The organism is Acholeplasma sp. ORD1043 (assembly GCF_057808485.1).
In genome coordinates this window covers 1-19,205 of sequence record NZ_JAQLOJ010000015.1, presented here as the reverse complement: position 1 = coordinate 19,205, position 19,205 = coordinate 1, and the positions used below count along the sequence as shown (strand labels likewise).

The 19,205-nt window shown below is 33.8% G+C and carries 21 protein-coding genes, 1 pseudogene and 1 riboswitch; of the genes and pseudogenes, 21 read left to right on the top strand and 1 reads right to left on the bottom strand.

Going from position 1 to position 19,205, the window contains the following annotated elements; genetic code table 11:
- Positions 1 to 12 precede the first annotated feature (12 nt).
- The 6 genes from PG914_RS06055 to PG914_RS06030 all read left to right on the top strand — a co-directional run bounded on the left by PG914_RS06055 (position 13) and on the right by PG914_RS06030 (position 5,858).
- The gene (locus tag PG914_RS06055; protein WP_488822815.1) at positions 13 to 1,758 is read left to right on the top strand and encodes a V-type ATP synthase subunit A; all 1,746 of its coding nucleotides are present in this window, start codon (positions 13 to 15) and stop codon (positions 1,756 to 1,758) included.
- A gap of 14 nt (positions 1,759 to 1,772) precedes the next feature.
- Positions 1,773 to 3,209 carry a V-type ATP synthase subunit B gene (locus PG914_RS06050; RefSeq protein WP_488822814.1) on the top strand — a complete coding sequence of 479 codons (1,437 nt, stop codon included), beginning with the start codon at positions 1,773 to 1,775 and terminating at the stop codon, positions 3,207 to 3,209.
- A 7-nt stretch (positions 3,210 to 3,216) separates the two neighbouring features.
- Positions 3,217 to 3,822: a V-type ATP synthase subunit D gene (locus tag PG914_RS06045; RefSeq protein ID WP_488822813.1), complete on the top strand. Its 606-nt coding sequence runs from the start codon at positions 3,217 to 3,219 to the stop codon at positions 3,820 to 3,822.
- A gap of 10 nt (positions 3,823 to 3,832) precedes the next feature.
- A complete protein-coding gene (locus PG914_RS06040; RefSeq protein WP_488822812.1) occupies positions 3,833 to 4,516 on the top strand; it encodes a S26 family signal peptidase in 684 nt (227 codons plus the stop codon).
- A complete protein-coding gene (locus PG914_RS06035; protein WP_488822851.1) occupies positions 4,470 to 5,129 on the top strand; it encodes a uracil-DNA glycosylase in 660 nt (219 codons plus the stop codon). The genes PG914_RS06040 and PG914_RS06035 overlap by 47 nt, the downstream gene beginning before the upstream one ends.
- A gap of 24 nt (positions 5,130 to 5,153) precedes the next feature.
- Positions 5,154 to 5,248: riboswitch (THF riboswitch) on the top strand.
- Positions 5,249 to 5,282: 34 nt separating this feature from the next.
- Positions 5,283 to 5,858 (top strand): ECF transporter S component, encoded by a 576-nt coding sequence (locus PG914_RS06030; protein WP_488822811.1) that lies wholly within the window; start codon positions 5,283 to 5,285, stop codon positions 5,856 to 5,858.
- A gap of 48 nt (positions 5,859 to 5,906) precedes the next feature.
- Here PG914_RS06030 and PG914_RS06025 read toward each other — a convergent pair whose 3' ends face one another.
- A complete protein-coding gene (locus tag PG914_RS06025; protein ID WP_488822810.1) occupies positions 5,907 to 6,563 on the bottom strand; it encodes an MIP/aquaporin family protein in 657 nt (218 codons plus the stop codon).
- A gap of 88 nt (positions 6,564 to 6,651) precedes the next feature.
- Here PG914_RS06025 and trmFO point away from each other — a divergent pair, with 88 nt between their 5' ends.
- The 15 genes and pseudogenes from trmFO to rseP all read left to right on the top strand — a co-directional run bounded on the left by trmFO (position 6,652) and on the right by rseP (position 18,825).
- On the top strand, positions 6,652 to 7,938 hold the full coding sequence (gene trmFO, locus PG914_RS06020) for a methylenetetrahydrofolate--tRNA-(uracil(54)-C(5))-methyltransferase (FADH(2)-oxidizing) TrmFO (protein WP_488822809.1): 1,287 nt from the start codon (positions 6,652 to 6,654) through the stop codon (positions 7,936 to 7,938).
- The gene (locus PG914_RS06015) at positions 7,938 to 8,858 is read left to right on the top strand and encodes a tyrosine-type recombinase/integrase (protein ID WP_488822808.1); all 921 of its coding nucleotides are present in this window, start codon (positions 7,938 to 7,940) and stop codon (positions 8,856 to 8,858) included. The genes trmFO and PG914_RS06015 overlap by 1 nt, the downstream gene beginning before the upstream one ends.
- The gene (locus tag PG914_RS06010; RefSeq protein ID WP_488822807.1) at positions 8,842 to 9,363 is read left to right on the top strand and encodes an NUDIX domain-containing protein; all 522 of its coding nucleotides are present in this window, start codon (positions 8,842 to 8,844) and stop codon (positions 9,361 to 9,363) included. The genes PG914_RS06015 and PG914_RS06010 overlap by 17 nt, the downstream gene beginning before the upstream one ends.
- A gap of 13 nt (positions 9,364 to 9,376) precedes the next feature.
- On the top strand, positions 9,377 to 9,817 hold the full coding sequence (gene dut / locus PG914_RS06005) for a dUTP diphosphatase (protein WP_488822806.1): 441 nt from the start codon (positions 9,377 to 9,379) through the stop codon (positions 9,815 to 9,817).
- A 25-nt stretch (positions 9,818 to 9,842) separates the two neighbouring features.
- Positions 9,843 to 10,799: a trypsin-like peptidase domain-containing protein gene (locus PG914_RS06000; protein WP_488822805.1), complete on the top strand. Its 957-nt coding sequence runs from the start codon at positions 9,843 to 9,845 to the stop codon at positions 10,797 to 10,799.
- Between the two features lie 159 nt (positions 10,800 to 10,958).
- Positions 10,959 to 11,651 (top strand): annotated as a pseudogene (gene rpsB, locus PG914_RS05995) (30S ribosomal protein S2); the annotation flags it as partial.
- Between the two features lie 18 nt (positions 11,652 to 11,669).
- The gene (locus tag PG914_RS05990) at positions 11,670 to 11,939 is read left to right on the top strand and encodes a Rho termination factor N-terminal domain-containing protein (RefSeq protein ID WP_488822850.1); all 270 of its coding nucleotides are present in this window, start codon (positions 11,670 to 11,672) and stop codon (positions 11,937 to 11,939) included.
- 93 nt (positions 11,940 to 12,032) lie between these two features.
- Positions 12,033 to 12,920: a translation elongation factor Ts gene (tsf, locus tag PG914_RS05985; RefSeq protein WP_488822804.1), complete on the top strand. Its 888-nt coding sequence runs from the start codon at positions 12,033 to 12,035 to the stop codon at positions 12,918 to 12,920.
- Between the two features lie 38 nt (positions 12,921 to 12,958).
- Entirely contained in the window at positions 12,959 to 13,672 is a 714-nt protein-coding gene (gene pyrH / locus PG914_RS05980; protein WP_488822803.1) for a UMP kinase, read from the top strand.
- A gap of 2 nt (positions 13,673 to 13,674) precedes the next feature.
- On the top strand, positions 13,675 to 14,229 hold the full coding sequence (frr, locus tag PG914_RS05975; protein ID WP_488822802.1) for a ribosome recycling factor: 555 nt from the start codon (positions 13,675 to 13,677) through the stop codon (positions 14,227 to 14,229).
- A 31-nt stretch (positions 14,230 to 14,260) separates the two neighbouring features.
- Entirely contained in the window at positions 14,261 to 14,488 is a 228-nt protein-coding gene (locus PG914_RS05970; protein WP_488822801.1) for a hypothetical protein, read from the top strand.
- Between the two features lie 135 nt (positions 14,489 to 14,623).
- Positions 14,624 to 15,604 carry a branched-chain amino acid aminotransferase gene (locus tag PG914_RS05965; protein WP_488822800.1) on the top strand — a complete coding sequence of 327 codons (981 nt, stop codon included), beginning with the start codon at positions 14,624 to 14,626 and terminating at the stop codon, positions 15,602 to 15,604.
- Between the two features lie 29 nt (positions 15,605 to 15,633).
- Positions 15,634 to 16,311, top strand: coding sequence for a polyprenyl diphosphate synthase (gene uppS / locus PG914_RS05960; RefSeq protein WP_488822799.1), 678 nt, complete (start codon positions 15,634 to 15,636; stop codon positions 16,309 to 16,311).
- Complete coding sequence (locus PG914_RS05955) at positions 16,308 to 17,270, top strand: phosphatidate cytidylyltransferase (RefSeq protein WP_488822798.1); 963 nt, start codon at positions 16,308 to 16,310, stop codon at positions 17,268 to 17,270. Before uppS ends, PG914_RS05955 begins: the two co-directional genes overlap by 4 nt.
- Positions 17,271 to 17,280: 10 nt before the next feature.
- Positions 17,281 to 18,825: an RIP metalloprotease RseP gene (gene rseP / locus PG914_RS05950; RefSeq protein WP_488822797.1), complete on the top strand. Its 1,545-nt coding sequence runs from the start codon at positions 17,281 to 17,283 to the stop codon at positions 18,823 to 18,825.
- The last annotated feature ends 380 nt before the right edge of the window (positions 18,826 to 19,205 follow it).

Genomic DNA, 19,205 nt, shown 5'->3' with positions numbered 1-19,205 from the left:
AGAAGGTCTTTTATGGAAAATCGTATACATTCAATCAATGGTCCAGTCGTTAAAGTTAAAAACTCTAACCAATTCTTAATGCTTGAAAAAGTATTTGTTGGACCTAAAAAATTAATGGGTGAAGTTATCTCTATCTCAGACGATGAAACAGTCATCCAAGTTTATGAATCAACAACTGGCTTAAAAGCTGGGGATTTAGTTTACACTACGGGTAATTTAGTATCTGTAACACTAGGACCTGGTTTAATGAGCCAAATTTTTGATGGTGTGCAACGTCCTTTATTAAAGATGGAAGCAGCAACTGGTAACTTTATTGAAGCTGGTAGTGAAGTTTCTGCTCTTGATCAAGAACGTCTTTGGGATGTTGAAATCCTTGTTAAAGTAGGCGATTACTTAAAAAGTGGTTTTATCATTGCACAAACTCAAGAATCAAAAACTATTAAACATAAAGTCTTAGTACCACCAAATATGGAAGGTACTGTAAAATCAGTTAAACCAAATGGAAAATATACAGTTAATGATATTATTGTTGAACTTGAAACAAAGCATGGCTTAAAATCATTAACATTAAAACATGAATGGCCAATTAAGAAACAAAGACCTATTAAAGAACAATTAGCACTTGATGTTCCATTAATTACAGGGCAAAGAGTTATTGATGCATTATTCCCGATTGCAAAAGGTGGTACTGCCGCTATTCCTGGTGGCTTTGGTACAGGTAAAACAATGTTACAACACCAATTTGCTAAATGGTCTGATGCTGACATTATTGTTTACATCGGTTGTGGTGAACGCGGAAATGAAATGACTCAAGTTCTAGAAGAATTCCAAGCGTTAATCGACCCAAGAACAAATCAATCATTAATGGATCGAACAATTCTTATTGCGAATACTTCAAATATGCCAGTAGCAGCTAGAGAAGCATCTATTTATACTGGTTTAACAATTGCTGAGTATTACCGCGATATGGGTTATCATGTTGCGATTATGGCTGACTCAACTTCACGTTGGGCAGAAGCTTTACGTGAAATCTCAGGTCGTCTTGAAGAAATGCCAGCAGAAGAAGGCTTCCCAGCGTACTTACCTTCAAGAATTTCTCAATTCTATGAACGTGCAGGTTATGTCCTAAACTTAAATCAAACAAATGGTTCAGTCACAATCATTGGTGCTGTGTCACCTCAAGGTTCTGACTTCTCTGAACCAGTCACTCAAAACACTAAGCGTTTCGTTCGTTGTTTCTGGGCACTTGATAAAGCACTTGCTTATCAACGTCACTATGCAGCGATTAACTGGAACCAATCATATTCGGAATATTTCTATGATTTATTAAGTTGGTTTGATAATCAAGTTGATCCTAAGTTCATGAAATATGCTAAACAAATCAAATCAGTTTTATCTGAAGAAACTGCTTTAATGGAAGTAGTTAAATTAATCGGTAGTGATGTTTTACCAGATGATCAAAGATTAATTATTGAAATCGGTAAAGTCATCCGCTTTGGATTCTTACAACAAAACGCATTTGATAAAGAAGATACTTATGTACCACTTTTAAAACAATTAAAGATGATGGAAGTGATTTTACACTTACATGACCAATCAACTAAGTTTATTAATAAAGGTCGTGCATTATCATTGATCATTAAATCAGGTATTTTTGATGAAGTGATCCAAATGAAATATTCAATTAAAAACAGTGAGTTAACTAAGTTTGATGAACTTAAAGATAAAATCACTGCTACATTAGAATCAATCTATTAAGAGGAGGAAAAATTATGAGTTTACAATATGTTGGATTAAAAGCGATTAATGGACCTCTAATCTTCTTAGAAGGTGTAAATAATGTTGGTTATGAAGAAACTGTTGAGATTAAATTAGAAGATGGCAGTATTCGTCATGGTCGTGTCATTCATATTGATGGAAATAGAGTTGCTATCCAAGTGTTTGAAGGAACAGATGAAATGCGTCTTACTGATACTAAGACTAAATTCTTAGGTAAACCATTAATGATGGGACTATCTAGTGAAGTCTTAGGCCGTACATTTAATGGTGCAGGTCTACCGATTGATGGGCTTGGACCAGTATTCTCAGAACGTCAAGTAGACATTAATGGTCTACCATTTAATCCGGTTTCTCGTGTATATCCAAGAAACTTTATTCAAACTGGGGTTTCAGCAATTGATGCCCTAACCACTTTAATTCGTGGACAAAAATTACCAATCTTTACATCAACAGGTTTAACACATAATGAACTTGCATCACAACTTGTTAAACACGCGAAGATTGCTGATAGTAAAGATGAAAAATTCTGTGTCGTATTTGCTGCAATGGGTGTTAAACATGATGTTGCTAAATACTTTAGAACAGAATTTGAAGGTGCACACGTTATGGACCGTGTTGTTATGTTCTTAAACCTAGCAAATGATCCAATTATCGAACGTATCTTAACCCCACGTTGTGCCTTAACTACAGCTGAATACTTAGCGTTTGAATTAGGCTATCATGTATTAGTTATCATGACTGACATGACTGCTTATTGTGAAGCATTACGTGAATTCTCATCTTCAAAAGGTGAAATCCCAGGACGTAAAGGTTATCCAGGTTACTTATATTCAGACCTTTCAAACCTTTATGAAAGAGCTGGTATGTTAAAGGGTATGAAGGGTTCAGTAACTCAAATTCCAATTTTAACAATGCCTAACGAAGATATTACCCATCCAGTACCTGATTTAACTGGTTATATTACAGAAGGTCAAATCGTACTTGATAAATCACTTAAACAAAAAGGTATTTTCCCACCGATTGATGTACTTCCTTCATTATCACGTTTAATGAAAGATGGTATTGGTAAAGCATATACAAGAGAAGACCACGCAGCACTTTCAAACCAATTATTTGCATCTTATGCAAGAGTTGGTGAAGTTAAAGCATTAGCTTCTGTTGTAGGTGAAGATGAATTATCAGAAACAGATAAGAAGTTTATGCTATTTGGTAAATTATTTGAAAATCACTTCTTAAATCAAGGTGAAACTTCAAGACAATTAGAAGAAACACTTGATTTAGGTTGGGAATTATTATCAGTTTTACCAAAATCAGAATTAACAAGATTAAAAGAATCAGATATCAATAAATATATTGATCATGATAAAGCGATTAAGAAGTTTAAACTTGAAAAGGAAAACTTAGTTGACCGCATTATTGGAAAGGTGTAATTAAACTGTGGCATTAGATATTGCTCCTACTAAAGGTGCGCTCATTCAACTTAAGAAGTCGTATACTTTAGCCAAAACTGGTGCGAGCCTTATGGAACGTAAAAAGAATACGCTGATTCAAGAAATGTTAACACTCTTAAGTGAAGTCTCTTTGATTAGAAAGAAAATCGAAGAAACTTATCAAAGAGCGTATTTAGCACTGCAAGATGCGAACATTACCTTAGGTATTGTTGGCGAAATTGCAAAAGCAGTTCCGATTGACCACAATCTTAAAATCACTTACCGCTCAGTCATGGGTGTTGACCTTCCAATTATTGATTATGAAAAAACAAGAATTCGCTTATCTTACGGTTTAAAGTCAACAAACTCTAAGTTTGACTATGCATATCGTATGTTTGGTGATGCTAGAGATTTAACAATTAAACTAGCTGAAATTGATGCCTCTGCATATCGATTAGCAGATGCTATTCGTAAGAGTAGAACACGTTTTAATGCATTAAAGAATGTCGTTATTCCTGAAATTGAGGAAAAGATTAAATCGATTACTGAAGTTTTAGAAGAACATGAACGTGAAGAATTCATTAGAATGAAATTAATTAAGAAATCAATCTAAGAGGAAGAAATTGGAAAAGAAAAAAACAGCTTGGTACTATATTAAAAATACGTTATACTACGCATTTATTATCGTGCTTGTTTTTATTATTGCTGTATCGCTTTTCATTCCACAAGGATTAGTCAAAGTAGTTGGTTTTGGTTGGTATAGAGTTGTTTCAAACTCTATGGAACCACTCATCATGGTAGATGATTATATCATTGTAACAAAGATTGATGATATCAATACCTTAGAGGAAGGCGATATTATCGTCTTTGAAACGTACTTTTATCATAATGGTAGTTATTCTAAGGATGTTGTTACACACCATTTTGGTGGGTTTGATGAAGAAGGTTACGTTAAAACATATCCACATAAAGAACATGATAAAGAAGTAAAGCAATACGATGTATGGCGTAAGAGTGCCGGTCAGATTTATAATTTAACCGTAGATGATTTGATTGGCATACATGTTATAACCGTTCAATCCAGTGGCTTTATCAGTTTCTTAGAGTTCTTATTTACAACACCAATTGGTATTGGTGTTGTGATCATCAATTTAGGTGTAATCTATGGAATATACTTTATCGTACGGTCAAGTAAAAAAGAAAAAGAACAACAACTATTAGAAGCAGTAAATGAAGATTCAAATGAAGAAACATCAGGGGATGATGCTAATGACATGGGAGAATCTAATCAAGACAGAACAGAGTAAAGACTATTTTAAAAAGCTTGAAAAATTCTTAGAAACTAAACAAAATGAAACAATAATCTATCCGAAACCTGAGGATAGATTTAATTGTTTTAAGTACACAAAAATTGAAGATTTAAAAGTCGTGATACTTGGACAAGACCCATATCATGGAGAAAACCAAGCGCATGGACTTTCTTTTTCTGTTCTTTGTGAGAAGTTACCACCAAGTTTAAAAAACATCTATCAAGAATTAGAATCAGATTTAGGTATTAAAAAATCGAAGTCTGGCAACCTAATGAGTTGGGCTAAACAAGGTGTACTTCTTTTAAACACGATTTTAACAGTTGAAGCTTCTAAACCCTTATCCCATAAAGGGATTGGTTGGGAGCATTTCACCTTCGAAGTTATCAAATTCATTAATACATTAAACCAACCAATTGTTTTTATACTTTGGGGAAGTCATGCAAGAAGTTATAAAAAGTATTTAAACAATCCAAATCACTTAATTTTAGAAGGTGTCCATCCATCACCTTTATCAAGTTATCAAGGCTTCTTTGGTTCAAAACCTTTTTCAAAAGTGAATAGTTTTTTAAAATCACATGGTGTAAAAGAGATTGACTGGGAAATAAAGTAGTATATAATAGAATAAATTAAAATAAACAGAAAAGAAGATATGCGTTAAGTGTCTACTCAAGTGGAAATTGGTAGAACGAACATGGTAAAGCATGGCGGTATATCTTACGGTCCGCTGTAAAGTGTGAATCTCTGATTTAGGGGGTCTTTTTATATGGTTCAAAAAGAATTAAGAAAAATTACATTAGCTGCAACACTAACTGCAGTTTCAATCGTCTTAGATATTTTATTTAAGTTATTTATTCCACCAACCTTTTCATTTGGTTTCCCATTTTATGCAATTCCACTGGTAGTTGGTTCCATTGTGCTTGGTCCAATTTATGGTGGTATCATGGGCTTTTTATCTGATTTGATTGGTTTTTACTCAAATACCAATGGGTATACATATGATATCTTATTTGCATTACAAGCAATTGCTTGGGGTGTGATTCCTTACTTTTTAGCTAAACGAAACTCTAATTGGCTAAATGTAGGTATCGCTGTAACAGTTTCACATATCATTGCAACCACATTCTCCAGTGTTGCAGATTATGTGGGTTCATTAGTTTGGAATGGTGGTAATGTTGAAGGTGCACTTTCATACATGTGGATTTATACATCAACTAGACTGATGATTATGCCAGCGAATATCGTTATCATTACTGCCGTTGTGAATTTTGTAAATCAACGACTCGCCCCAGTATATGATGCATATATTGGACCACTCAAATTAAAAGAGAATTCAAAATAAAAAAAATGGCTCAAGTTTTATAACTTGTGCCATTTTCTTTTTTAATGATTATTCAGCTTTATCAATATATGGATTTAAAATTGCTGCAAATACTCCACCAAGCATTGGTCCTAAAATGAATACGAATAATTGAGGTAATGCATTTACGTCATTTGAGAATAATGCAGGCCCAATTGATCTTGCAGGGTTTAGTGATGCATTTGTTAATGGACCACTCATAAAGATTAATGCAGTTAATGTTAAACCGATAATTAATCCAGCAACTGGTGCTAAACCTTTATCTTTAGATACTTTTAAGATGACTGTAATAAAGATAAATGTAACAACAGTTTCAACTAACACACCTAAAAGTAATAACATTGCTCCGGTTTCATTAATGCCACCAAGGCTATTTGCTGCTAGGCTTGAATTACCTAAGAATCCAACAAGCACTAATGATGCAACAATACCACCTAATACTTGAGCAATTGTATAGAATGCAAAGTCACTCCAAGAAAGGCGTTTTCTAATTGCCATAGCAAGTGATACCGCTGGGTTAAAGTGTGCACCACTTGATGCACCAAATGTGTAGATCATTGCCATTAATATTAAACCGAATGCTAAACCAATTGATGATAGCTCAAGGTTTAATACGCCAGCACCACATCCGATTAAAACGAGTACGAAAGTACCAATAAATTCATGTATGTATAATTTTATTTTCATGATGTCTCTCCTTTCTTACATTATAACTTTTTTAGACGTGCTTTGCACGTTGGAGAACTTGTCATGATATAATTGAACTGGTGAAATTATGGTAAAAATTATCGGCGCAGGACTTGCAGGCAGTGAAGCCGCATGGTATCTTGCAAATAAAGGTTTAAAAGTTAAATTATATGAAATGAGACCAGTTAGAATGACCCCTGCTCATGTGACAGGGAATTTTGCTGAACTGGTATGTTCAAACTCATTTAGAAGTGATGATCCACTCAATGCTGTTGGATTATTAAAAGAAGAAATGGAACTACTAGGCTCACTAGTTATGTCTAGCGGTAGAATGCATTCACTTCCTGCTGGGTCTTCACTTGCTGTTGACCGCGTAGGTTTTTCTGAATATATTACAGAAAAGATTAAGAATCATCCAAATATTGAAGTGATTAATGAAGAAGTTAAAGAAATTAACCCCGATGACTATGTTATTATTGCGACTGGTCCACTTGTTTCTGATTCACTTGCACAATTTTTAAGAGAAAAATTAGATCAAGATTCACTACACTTTTTTGATGCTGTCGCACCTATTATTGCAGGTGACTCTATTAATATGGATGTTGCGTATTTAAAATCTCGTTATGATAAAGGTGAAGCAGCCTATATCAATTGTCCAATGACAAAAGAAGAATATGATAAGTTCTATGACTTCTTAATGAAAGCTGAAAAGGTTCAACCAAAAGACTTTGAACATAATGTCTTTGAAGGTTGTATGCCAGTTGAAGAAATGGCATTCCGTGGTAAAGATACTTTAACATTTGGTCCACTTAAACCAGTGGGGTTAGAAAAACCAGATGGTACCCTACCTTATGCAGTGGTTCAACTTCGTCAAGATGATGCAAATAAAATAATGTATAACATGGTTGGTTTCCAAACATCATTAAAATGGGGCGACCAAAAAGCATTAATTCAAATGATTCCTGGTTTAGAAAACGCAGAAATTTTAAGATATGGTGTCATCCATAGAAACTCATATATTGAAGGACCAAAAGTTCTACAAAAGGGTTTCAATGTTAAAAAATATCCAAAATGGTTCTTCGCAGGACAAGTGAGTGGTGTTGAAGGTTATGTTGAATCAGCAGCGGCTGGTATTCATGCTGCAATTAACATGCATCAATTAATCACCAAAGGTGAATTTATCCCACTACCAAAAGATTCTATGATTGGTGCAATGGGTAAATATGTATCTTCATATCATCAAACATTTGTTCCGATGAATGCAAACTTTGGTTTACTTGATGAAATTAGAGCGAAAAAGCAAGAAAGAAAACAATTCTATCACGACCGTGCGATAGCAGCTTTAAAACAATATATAGTTGAGCATCTATCTTGATGGATGTAGAAAATCTATTCAAAGATTATCTTCTTGTAGAGAAAAACTATTCAGAAGACACGGTCAAAAGTTATTTAAATGATATTGAAACATTTAAAAACTTTTTAATTAATGAAGAGTTAGCTAAAGATTTGTTGGATGCTAGACGTGAACGCTTAGCAAGAAACTTTGTTTCATATCTAGATACTAAAGGCTTTAGTAAAAAATCAATCGCAAGAAAAATATCTGGACTCAAGCACTTTTATCAGTTTTTAATGGATCGAGAGTTGATTGACATCAACATCTTTTTAGCTGTCAAATCACCAAAAGTACCAAAAGTACTTCCCCATACGATTGATGATGAGGCGATTGATTACTTATTTAAATCGATTGATAAAGAAACACCATTAGGTTTTAGAAACTATTTAATTTTAGATTTACTTTATTCATGTGGCCTTCGTGCCTCTGAAATTGTAAATCTTGAAATTGGTGATATTTATTTATCAAGTGGTCAAATCTTAGTTCATGGTAAGGGATTAAAAGACCGTTACGTTCCAATTCATGATACACTTAAAGATACACTCAAACATTATTTATCTTACACAAGAGTTACACTGCTTGCAAAAGGGGACCAAACTCTAAGTAAACGACTACTGATTAACTATAAAGGGACACCTTTAACCGAACGTGGACTTCGAGTGATTTTAAATGACTTAATAAAAAAATCTGGTGAAACATTTAAGATTCACCCACATATGTTACGTCATGCATTTGCAACCACTATCTTAAATCACGGTGCTGATTTAAGAGTTGTTCAAGAATTATTAGGACATGCAAACTTAAAATCAACCCAGATTTATACCCATGTTTCCAGTGAAGTCTTAAAAGAAAAATATAAAACAACCCATCCAAGGATGATTAAAAATGATAAAGATAAGTGACATTATTGTTGAAGAAGAAACACAAGATTTAGCAATAAATAAAAAAAGAGAAACCGTTCGTGGTATTATTCTAAAAGATAAAAAGGTTCTAATGGTCTATTCGAAAAAGTTTTTAGATTATACTTTTCCTGGTGGAGGCATTAAGCTTGATGAATCTCATATTGATGGATTACATCGTGAACTTAATGAAGAATTAGGTGCTAAAGAAATCTTTAATATTAGACCATATGGTTATATTGAAGAAAAACGTTTTGGCATTAACAATTCAGATTCTGTATATCTTCAAACATCATATTACTATTTTGTAGATATTGATGGTTTAGGTGAACAAAATCTCATGGAAAGAGAATTAGAACACGGTGTTGAACCAAGATGGGTATCAATTGATGATGCAATTAAACAAAATATGATTGCGATTGATACATATCATCACCATAAGGGGATGAAGACTGTTTTACCGCGTGAAATGAAAGTGTTAGAAAGTTTAAAGAATATTGTTAAGTAAGAGAGATGAATGCATGAGAAAATTTGAAGTTATTACAAGTTATAAAGATAAACAAATTAATATTCCAAAAAGAGCCACCAAAAACTCTGCAGGTTATGATATTGAAACGGCTGAAGATATCACGATTCATCCAGGTGAAATTGTTAAAGTACCAACCGGTTTAAAAGTTATGATGCCAGAGGATGAGGCTTTATTTGTCTATCCTAGATCATCCTTAGGTATTAAATTGAATTTAATTATGTCAAATGCAGTTGGGGTTGTTGATAGTGATTACTACAACAACAAAGATAACGAAGGACATCTTTTAATTCCGATTTTAAACTTTGGAAAAGAAGTTGTTAATTTAAAGAAGGGCGACCGTATTGCTCAAGGAATCTTCCATAAATTCTACACTACAGAAGATGATGTTGTGATGGGTGAAAGAACTGGCGGATTTGGAAGTTCTGGTAAATAAACAGGATGAAAATAGTGAGGTAAATATGAAAAAAATATTTTTATTTGTTGTTGCGTTGGCAGCGATGTTATTAGTTGGATGTAGTCAAGATGGTAGTGTAAGAATTACCTATATTTCAGAAGGGGCAATCGCCTTTACAGATGAAGTAGATATGGCTAAGTATTTTTTACCAAGTCAAAAATTAACTAATGAAGATGGTTTAGTTTTTGCTGGGTGGTATTTAGATGCTGATTTTACTTACCCAATGGCATTTAACGCTGGTGCAACCAGTGATTTAACACTTTATGCTAAATGGGTGTCAATTGAAGATGCTAAAGATGAACTTGATCCACAAGACTTATTTGAATTGATTGAACAAGCTCAAACAGCCATGTTAGCAAAAGCAAACAAAAGTATCGTGATGATCGATATTATTAGTGGTGAATGGGAAGGCTCAGGTGGTAGTGGTGTAATCTATCAAAAGATTGATAATACATACTATGTATTAACTAATCACCATGTCACAGAAGGCACAAAATCAAGTGACTTCCAAATTACAGTTTTTAATGGGACCACTAAAAAACAATACGGAAACATTACTAAAGTCCACGAATTAAAATTAAAAGATTTAGCAATTTTAAAATTTACAACACCAGATTCAATTCCGGTGATTGAATTTGAAGATGCAGTTAATATCAAAAAAGGTTCATTTGTTTATGCCGTTGGTTCACCAGTTTGGTTTGAAGATATCATCACTCAAGGGGTTGTATCTTATCCAAAACGTAATGACGCAGATGGTGAAGGTTTTGATGCGGATGTGTTAATGCATACAGCTGCAATTAACCCAGGTAACTCAGGTGGTGCGTTAATTAATGTCTATGGAAAACTAGTAGGTATTAATGCATATTCATACCCAATGTATGATGAAGAAACAGACTTACAACTATACAATTTTGCTATTCATATTGATGAAGTAAAAGCGTATGTTAATGGTAAAGTGTAAAATTATATTTTAAGTATTGCAAAAAAATGCCTCATATGATATATTATAGAGGCTGTTAAATACACATGGGTAATGCTTCTTGTGTCATGAGCTACGTAAGTAGTGGCAAAAGTATGAGTTACTCAGAGGAAAAAAATCGAAAAATCGGAGGAAAAAATAATGGCAGTAGTTTCAATGAAACAATTACTGGAATCTGGTGTACATTTTGGACACCAAACCAGAAGATGGAACCCTAAAATGGCTCCATACATTTTCACTGCGCGTAAAGACATTCATATCATTGACTTAAAGAAAACCGCAGAAGAAATTGAAAAAGCATACGCAGCACTATTTGATATCGTAGCTGCAGGTGGCAACGTATTATTCGTTGGTACTAAGAAACAAGCAACAGAAGCGGTTAGAGAAGAAGCTATCCGTTCAGGTCAATTCTTCGTTGACCACAGATGGTTAGGTGGTACATTAACAAACTTCAAGACCATCCGTAAACGTATCAAATTATTACAAGACTTATACGCTCAAGAAGAATCAGGCGTATGGGCTAAATTACCTAAGAAAGAAGTTGCTGGTTTATTAAAGACTCGCGCTAGATTAGAAAAGTTCTTGGGTGGTATTAAAGATATGCAACGTTTACCACAAGCGTTATACGTTGTAGACCCAAGAACTGAAGAAATCGCAGTTTTAGAAGCTCGCAAATTAGGTATTCCAGTATTTGGTATCGTAGATACTAACTGTGACCCTGAAATGGTTGATTATGTAATCCCAGCTAACGACGATGCAATTCGCGCTGTTAAATTAATTACTTGGGTAATGGCTAATGCTGTTATTGAAGCTCAAGGTGGCGTAGTTGAAAAGTTTGCTGATGAAGAAGTAATCGATGTTGCATCAGACTTAGAAAAAGTTGAACAAAGAGACAACAAAAACAAGAACTTCAACAACAAAAACAACAACAGAAAACCAGAAAACAAAGATAAGAGAAATTTCGCTCCTAAAGCAGAAGCAGCTGCTCCTGCTAAAGAAGAAGTTAAAGTAGATTTATCAACTTTAAAAGTTGCTGAATTAAAAGAATTAGCAAAAGCTAAAGGTATTGAAAACTACAACGATCTTAAAAAAGCTGAATTAATCGAAGCTTTAAGCAAGTAATTTAAAGGGGAAGAATATATCTTCCCTTTATTTTGAAAAAAAATCAAAAAAATTATATAATAAAAATGATGAACTAAAAGGAGAATAACGATTATGGTCATTACAGCCGCTATGGTAAAAGAATTAAGAGACAAAACTGGAGCAGGGATGCTAGATTGCAAAAAAGCACTAGAAGAAACTCAAGGTGATGTTAACAAGGCAATCGACTACCTAAGAGAAAAAGGTATTGCAAAAGCTGCTAAGAAAGCAGATCGTATTGCAGCTGAAGGTTTAACAAACGTATTAATCAATGGTAACGAAGCAGTTTTATTTGAATTAAACTCAGAAACAGACTTCGTCGCTAAAAATGAAAAATTCCATGCATTATTAGAAGAAATTGGACAAATTATCTTAAATTCAAATGCAAATTCAACTGAAGAAGCTTTAGAATTAACTAAAGACGGTGTAACAGTTGCTCAAATGTTATTAACTGCAACAGCAACAATTGGTGAAAAAATTTCATTACGCCGTGTAATCCGTGTAACTAAAGAAGCAAACCAAGGTTTTGGTGCTTACAAACACATGGGTGGTAAGATTTCAGTGCTTACAATTACTGAAAAAGAAGATCAAGCAGTTGCTAAAGATATTGCAATGCACGTTTGTGTATTCAACCCTAAATTCTTAAGAAGAGAAAATGTTGACCAAGCTACAATTGAACATGAAACTCATATCTTAAAAGAATTAATGGCAAATGACGCTTCATTAGCTGGTAAACCTGAAAAAGTATTAGAAGGTATTTTAGCTGGTAAATTATCTAAATTACTACAAGAATTCGTACTTGTTGACCAAGCTTTCGTAAAAGATCCATCAATCAAAGTTGCTCAATTCTTAAAGAACAATGGCAATGATATCGTATCTTACGTAAGACTTGAAGTTGGCGAAGGTATCGAAAAAGTTGAGACAGACTTCGCTGCTGAAGTTATGGCTCAAGCTAAATTATAATTTTAAATCCAATCTAAACTTTTAAAGGGGGCAATCACATGTACCAACGTGTCATACTCAAACTTTCAGGTGAAGCATTAAAAGGTGGCGGTATTTATGGTATCGACCCTAAAACTGTAAAAGAAATCGCATTAGAAATCAAGGCCTTAAGAGATTTAGGCGTTGAGGTATGTGTTGTGGTTGGTGCTGGTAATCTTTGGCGTGGTAAAACCGGTGAAGAACTAGGCATGGACCGTGCACAAGCAGACTACATGGGTATGCTTGGGACAATTATGAATGGTCTTGCTCTACAAGATGCCTTAGAAGGTTTCGATGTTGCAACAAGAGTGATGACTGCCCTACCTACAAGTGCAGTTGCAGAACCATATATTAGAAGACGTGCTTTAAGACACTTAGAAAAAGGACGTGTAATCATCTTATCAGGTGGTACAGGTTCTCCATATTTCTCAACCGATACAACAGCAGCACTACGTGCAGCTGAACTCGCTTGTGATGTGATCTTAATGGCTAAAAATGGTGTGGATGGTGTCTATAATAAAGACCCAAGAAAATTTGCTGATGCTAAACTCATCAAGAAAATTACTCATCAAGAAGTGTTAGAACAAAACTTACAAATCATGGATTCAACCGCAGCCTCATTATGTAAAGATAATCATATTGAAATCTTTGTATTTAATATGAATATTAAAGGTAATATCGTAAGAGCTGTTAAAAAAGAAGACATTGGAACAATCGTTTCAAACGGGGTGTAATTATGAATGAACAAGCAGATATGCTGTTAATGGAAATAGAAGAGAAAATGGAAAAAGCACTTCATGCTTTAGACATTCAATTCTCATCGATTCGTACAGGTCGTGCGAACCCAAGTTTACTTGATCGCATCACTGTAAATTACTATGGTGTTGAAACTCCACTTAAACAAGTGGCTGCAATTTCAGTGCCTGAAGCACAACAACTTTACATTAAACCATTTGACAAATCAGTGTTAAAAGACATTGAACATGCAATTAATACATCAAACTTAGAACTACCACCAAGAAATGACGGTGTGGGTATTCGTCTTATGTTACCAGCCTTAACAGAAGAAAGAAGACGTCAACTTGTAAAAGAAGTTGAAAAGTTATCTGAATCTGGTAAGATCGCAGTTAGAAATATCAGACGCGATGGTAATGATGATATGAAGAAGTTAGAACTTCCTGAAGATGTTGAAAAAGGATATCTTGAAGATATTCAAGCTTTAACAGATAAAATGATCAAGAAGATCGACGAACACACTAAATCTAAATCAGATGATCTCTTAACTATCTAAAAAAAATAAGTAAGAGAAAAGGAGGCCTATTATGGCAAGTAGAAGTGGCGGCAAAGGTTATTGGTTCGGGACAGAATGGATTGTTTCAGTTATTCTGTCAATTATTCCTGGTGTTAACTGGGTATTAGGATTTGCTCACAGATTAGTGAAAAGAAATATTTTAGGCGCTATCGTCTATCTATTCTTCGGTGGAATCTTAGGATTCGTCGACTTCGTAACGCTGTTGTTAGATAATAAGATTGTCTTATTAGCTGACTAATCAAAACTTAATAAAAATAAATTGTCTTTCAACTAAACAATTTATCAATTGTATCTTTAATAATGCGTTGGGTATAATACCCAACGTATTTTTTTTTCATGTGGTATAATTGAACTCAAAATGGAGGTGGATTTTATGATAGAGGGGTTTAAATATCATGGAACTAACAAAGCTTTCTTTGCGACTTACAAAGATGGTAAATGGAATGAAGGCGAACTCACTAGTGAGATTCATATTCAAATATCCGCACTAGCAACCGCACTCCAATACGGTCAAAGTGTTTTTGAAGGATTAAAAGCATATCGTGCAAAAGATGGTAGAACCTTACTTTTTAGAGTAGAGTCAAATCATGAACGATTAGTATCATCATGTGAAAGACTAATGATTCCACCAGTTCCAAAAGATTTATTTATCCAAGCGATTAAACAAATTGTTGATGCTAATCGAAACTTAATTCCTGCCTATGAAACAAAAGGGTCACTTTATATTAGACCGTTTGTTATTGGAACTGAAACTACAATGGGTGTTCGTCCCGCCACAGAATTTTTATTTGGGGTTGTTGCAACACCAGTAGGTAGTTATTTTAAAGATGGCTTTACACCAATTAGACTACAAACTTCTAAATATGATAGAGCTGCACCTAATGGTATTGGTTCAATTAAAACAGGGGCTAACTATGCAGCGTCTTTATATCCGAAGCATTTAGCAAAACAAGATGGTTTTGATGATTGTTTATATTTAGATCCAAGAACACATACAAGATTAGATGAAACAGGTGCAACGAATGTGATAGCTATTAAGGGTAATCAGTTTATTACACCACAATCTTCATCAATTCTTCCTAGCATCACCAATAACACACTTCAAATTTTAGCCAAAGATTATTTAGATTTAGAAGTTTTAATTAAACCAATTGAAATTGAAGAACTAAGAACTTTTGACGAGTTTGGTGCTTGTGGTACTGCTGCGGTTATCACACCAGTATCAGAGGTTTACCATGGTGAAGTAAGCTATCAGTTTAAATCATATGAAAAATTACATAAATTATTCGATTTATTACAATCTATACAGTATGGTGATATAAAAGAATCATACGGATGGGTTATTTCGGTATAATAGGGTTGTAAAGTAAGAAAGGGAATCTCATGCAAGAGCTCAAAAATATTCCAGAACATGTAGCAATCATTTTAGATGGCAACGGCAGATGGGCAAAAAAACGTGGACTTCCAAGATCAATAGGTCATTATCAAGGTGGCATGAATTTGGTCAAGGTTGCAAATGCAGCAAATGAGTTTGGAATCAAAATCCTAACGGTTTATGCATTCTCAACAGAAAACTGGAATCGTCCAGAAGATGAAGTTACATACTTAATGACAAAACCAGTTGAAATTTTAAACAAAAATTTAGAAAAATTTGAAAAAAGTACAATTAAAATTGTGATCCGCGGTAGAAAAGATCGCATACCAAAAGCATTACTTGAAACATTTAACAAAATTGAAGAAGTAACTAAAGAACATAACGGATTGTTACTTAATATTTGTTTTGATTATGGTAGTTATTACGAATTACTAGAAGCATTTAAAAATGCTAAAGAGTTTAGTGAAGCAGAAGTTAATAAACATCTTTTAATCAAAAATAAAGTAGATTTACTAATTAGAACTGGTGGAGAAATGCGTCTTTCTAATTTCTTACTTTGGCAAGCATCTTATGCAGAGTTATACTTTGTTAAAAAATACTGGCCACAATTTGGTAAAAAAGATTTATTAAAAGCAATTAAAGATTATGCAAAACGAAACAGACGTTTTGGAGGAATAAAAGCTTGAAACAACGAATTATATCTGCGGGAATTTTAGCCGCAATTCTATTACCGCTTACGATTATCAATCACCCGATTGTTTTTAATCTCTTCCAAATAGCTGTATTCTTATTTGTAATTATTGCAACAATTGAAATGTTAAACATGTATGAAAAGGAAAAACCGATTCATATTGGTATTAAAATAACAATCATTATCCTAACCCTCTTAACATATTTTAATTTAGGTGGTTTAGTACAACCGCTTCGTCCAACGACTTCACCAGGTTATGATTTAATAACTTTTGAAGTAAATCCAGTTGTTATTATCGGGTTTGTTACATTAACCTTATTATCCTTAATGGTATTTGTTGATGATTTCTCAGGATCTGACATCGGAAAAGCACTCACAGTAATTTATTATGTAGGTTTAGGTGGAGCTTCCATAATGTTACTTCGATATTTAGGGGTAAGATTCATTGTCTATGTCTTCTTAGTATCAGCAGTAACAGATATCTTTGCATACTTCTTTGGTATGGCATTTGGAAAACATAAAATGGCTCCAAGAATAAGTCCTAAAAAGAGTTGGGAAGGTGCAATTGCTGGAACCATCATTGGTACAGTTGTTGCCTCAGCCTTTGCGATCTTCTATGGTGTGATCTTTACTAAAGAAGGATTCTTAGGACATATCTTAAACCCATCTGATTTCCAAACAATCTTTGACAACTTCTCATCACTTGGTCAACAACCCTTATATATCCAAACATTAATCATTATTCCGATTACATTCTTAGGAACTATTGCTGCCCAAATTGGTGATTTAGTTGCATCTAAATTCAAACGTACTTATCAAATTAAAGATTTTGGTAGCATCATCCCAGGACACGGTGGTGTATTAGACAGATTTGATTCAATTATCTTTATCGGATTATTATTCTTATCAATCTTTATCGTTATTACACAATTATTTCCAACTACAATTGCTTAAGGAGTCATAAATGGAATTTCTATCAACTATATGGAGTATTATTGTATTCTTACTCGTTTTAACCACGATTATTTCCATCCATGAATTAGGACATTTCTTATTAGCACGTCGTGCGAAGATTTTAATCCATGAATTCGCAATTGGTATGGGACCAGTTATTACTCAAAAAAAGAAAGGTGATACTTTCTATTCTCTACGTGCAATTCCACTTGGTGGATTTGTATCAATGAGTGGTGAAAATGGTGATTTCCAATTAATTAAGAAAAATCAATTTATTGGCTTAAACTTAAATGAAGTTGGTTTAATCAAAGAAATTATTTTAGATAACACAATTCCTAATCCTTCAGTGACTGGGAAAGTGCTTGATTTTGACCTATATGGTGAAAACTTAAAAGAATTATTTATCGAAATTGAAACTCAAAATGGTGAAATCAATCGCTATCAAGTTCTAAGAGATGCTAAATACCGTTTCCAAAAGAAAAAAGAGATGCAACTTACTCCGCATGAATCTAGTTTTGCATCAAAATCTTTATGGGATAGATTTTTAGTTATTTTCTGCGGACCTTTAATGAACTTTATCTTAGCACTGGCTGTATTATTTATTGTTGCAGCAGTACAAGGAAAACCTTTAGAACACAATATCGTTGATGAATCTTCAAATCCTGGCCTAAAAGCAGGTGATGTAATCTTAGAAATTAACGGTACACCAACCCAAGATATTTATGAAATTAGAAATGCATTATCAAATGTGGGTTCAAACAAAGTTTTAGTGAAGTTAGAACGTGATGGCATTATTCTAGAAGAAGTCCAAGAAGTGTATGTCATTGTTATTATGCAAAACTTTGGATTATTAAATACAATGGATCCTCTAACAAGAGATACATTAACTATTGGTGGTGTAGGTGGTAAAGCAAAAGCAGCTGGTATTAAACCACTGGATGTCATTACCCATATTAATAATCAATCAGTGACAAGCTGGGATGAAATTATTACACTTGCTAGAAATTACGAACAAGATCAAATTACTGTAACTGTAAACAGAAATGGTGAAACCATTACTGCGTCCTATGATGTTTTATCAGAATCAACTTTAAATGCGATTGGCGAAGTGATGATTGATGTAAGATTAGGCTTCTCAGTGGGGAATGCATTTGACTTTGGTTATCTATTTACTTATCCATTCCAACAATTTGGACAATCCGTTGTTGAAATGGTGGCAACCCTTGGATTATTATTTAATCCATCAAGTGAAGTAGGTGTTGGTGATTTAGCTGGTCCTGTGGGAATTTTCTCACTGGTTACAAATGCAGCATCTGCAGGCTTTGTAAATTTATTAATTTTTGTTGCATTCTTATCAGTTAATATTGGTCTATTTAACTTATTACCAATTCCAGCTTTAGATGGTGGACGCTTAATCTTCTTAGGATATGAAGCAATTACTAGGAAGAAGGTTCCAGCCAAGGTAGAATTATGGGTAAATAACGCATTCTTCTTCCTGCTCATGGCACTGTTTGTTTTCGTTACATTTAACGATATTGGACGCTTATTTAGTTAATTTTTAATAACTTTATATTTATATAAGAGTAAATCGTGTGGACTTTCTACACGATTTATTTTTTTCGCTAAAAAAGTGTTTAAAAAGGTTGACTTAAATATTGGCTTGATATACAATAAGGAAGTTCGCCAAAGAGGCAAACGCAAACCTTCGAAAGCTTATCAAATAGATAAACTAAAAAATAACAAAAACTAAAAAAAGTTGTTGACTTAAAAAAGTAGTTGGTATACAATAAGGAAGGTCGTTCAAGACAGCACTCGAAAAAACAAACCTTATCTTATAGATAAAGGTGAAAACAACAAAAAATAAAAATTGTTGTTGACAACAAAATCGATTGATGTTAGAATGAATAAGCGCGCTAAAGAGCGAGCAACAAAATT

Excerpts from the sequence above, each read along its gene's own strand:
- PG914_RS06055 (WP_488822815.1), top strand. The coding sequence starts at position 13 with ATGGAAAATCGTATACATTCAATCAATGGTCCAGTCGTTAAAGTTAAA.
- PG914_RS06050 (WP_488822814.1), top strand. The coding sequence starts at position 1,773 with ATGAGTTTACAATATGTTGGATTAAAAGCGATTAATGGACCTCTAATC.
- PG914_RS06035 (WP_488822851.1), top strand. The coding sequence starts at position 4,470 with ATGATGCTAATGACATGGGAGAATCTAATCAAGACAGAACAGAGTAAA.
- PG914_RS06030 (WP_488822811.1), top strand. The coding sequence starts at position 5,283 with ATGGTTCAAAAAGAATTAAGAAAAATTACATTAGCTGCAACACTAACT.
- PG914_RS06025 (WP_488822810.1), bottom strand. The coding sequence starts at position 6,563 with ATGAAAATAAAATTATACATACATGAATTTATTGGTACTTTCGTACTC.
- trmFO (WP_488822809.1), top strand. The coding sequence starts at position 6,652 with ATGGTAAAAATTATCGGCGCAGGACTTGCAGGCAGTGAAGCCGCATGG.
- PG914_RS06015 (WP_488822808.1), top strand. The coding sequence starts at position 7,938 with ATGGATGTAGAAAATCTATTCAAAGATTATCTTCTTGTAGAGAAAAAC.
- PG914_RS06010 (WP_488822807.1), top strand. The coding sequence starts at position 8,842 with ATGATAAAGATAAGTGACATTATTGTTGAAGAAGAAACACAAGATTTA.
- dut (WP_488822806.1), top strand. The coding sequence starts at position 9,377 with ATGAGAAAATTTGAAGTTATTACAAGTTATAAAGATAAACAAATTAAT.
- PG914_RS06000 (WP_488822805.1), top strand. The coding sequence starts at position 9,843 with ATGAAAAAAATATTTTTATTTGTTGTTGCGTTGGCAGCGATGTTATTA.
- tsf (WP_488822804.1), top strand. The coding sequence starts at position 12,033 with ATGGTCATTACAGCCGCTATGGTAAAAGAATTAAGAGACAAAACTGGA.
- pyrH (WP_488822803.1), top strand. The coding sequence starts at position 12,959 with ATGTACCAACGTGTCATACTCAAACTTTCAGGTGAAGCATTAAAAGGT.
- frr (WP_488822802.1), top strand. The coding sequence starts at position 13,675 with ATGAATGAACAAGCAGATATGCTGTTAATGGAAATAGAAGAGAAAATG.
- PG914_RS05970 (WP_488822801.1), top strand. The coding sequence starts at position 14,261 with ATGGCAAGTAGAAGTGGCGGCAAAGGTTATTGGTTCGGGACAGAATGG.
- PG914_RS05965 (WP_488822800.1), top strand. The coding sequence starts at position 14,624 with ATGATAGAGGGGTTTAAATATCATGGAACTAACAAAGCTTTCTTTGCG.
- uppS (WP_488822799.1), top strand. The coding sequence starts at position 15,634 with ATGCAAGAGCTCAAAAATATTCCAGAACATGTAGCAATCATTTTAGAT.
- rseP (WP_488822797.1), top strand. The coding sequence starts at position 17,281 with ATGGAATTTCTATCAACTATATGGAGTATTATTGTATTCTTACTCGTT.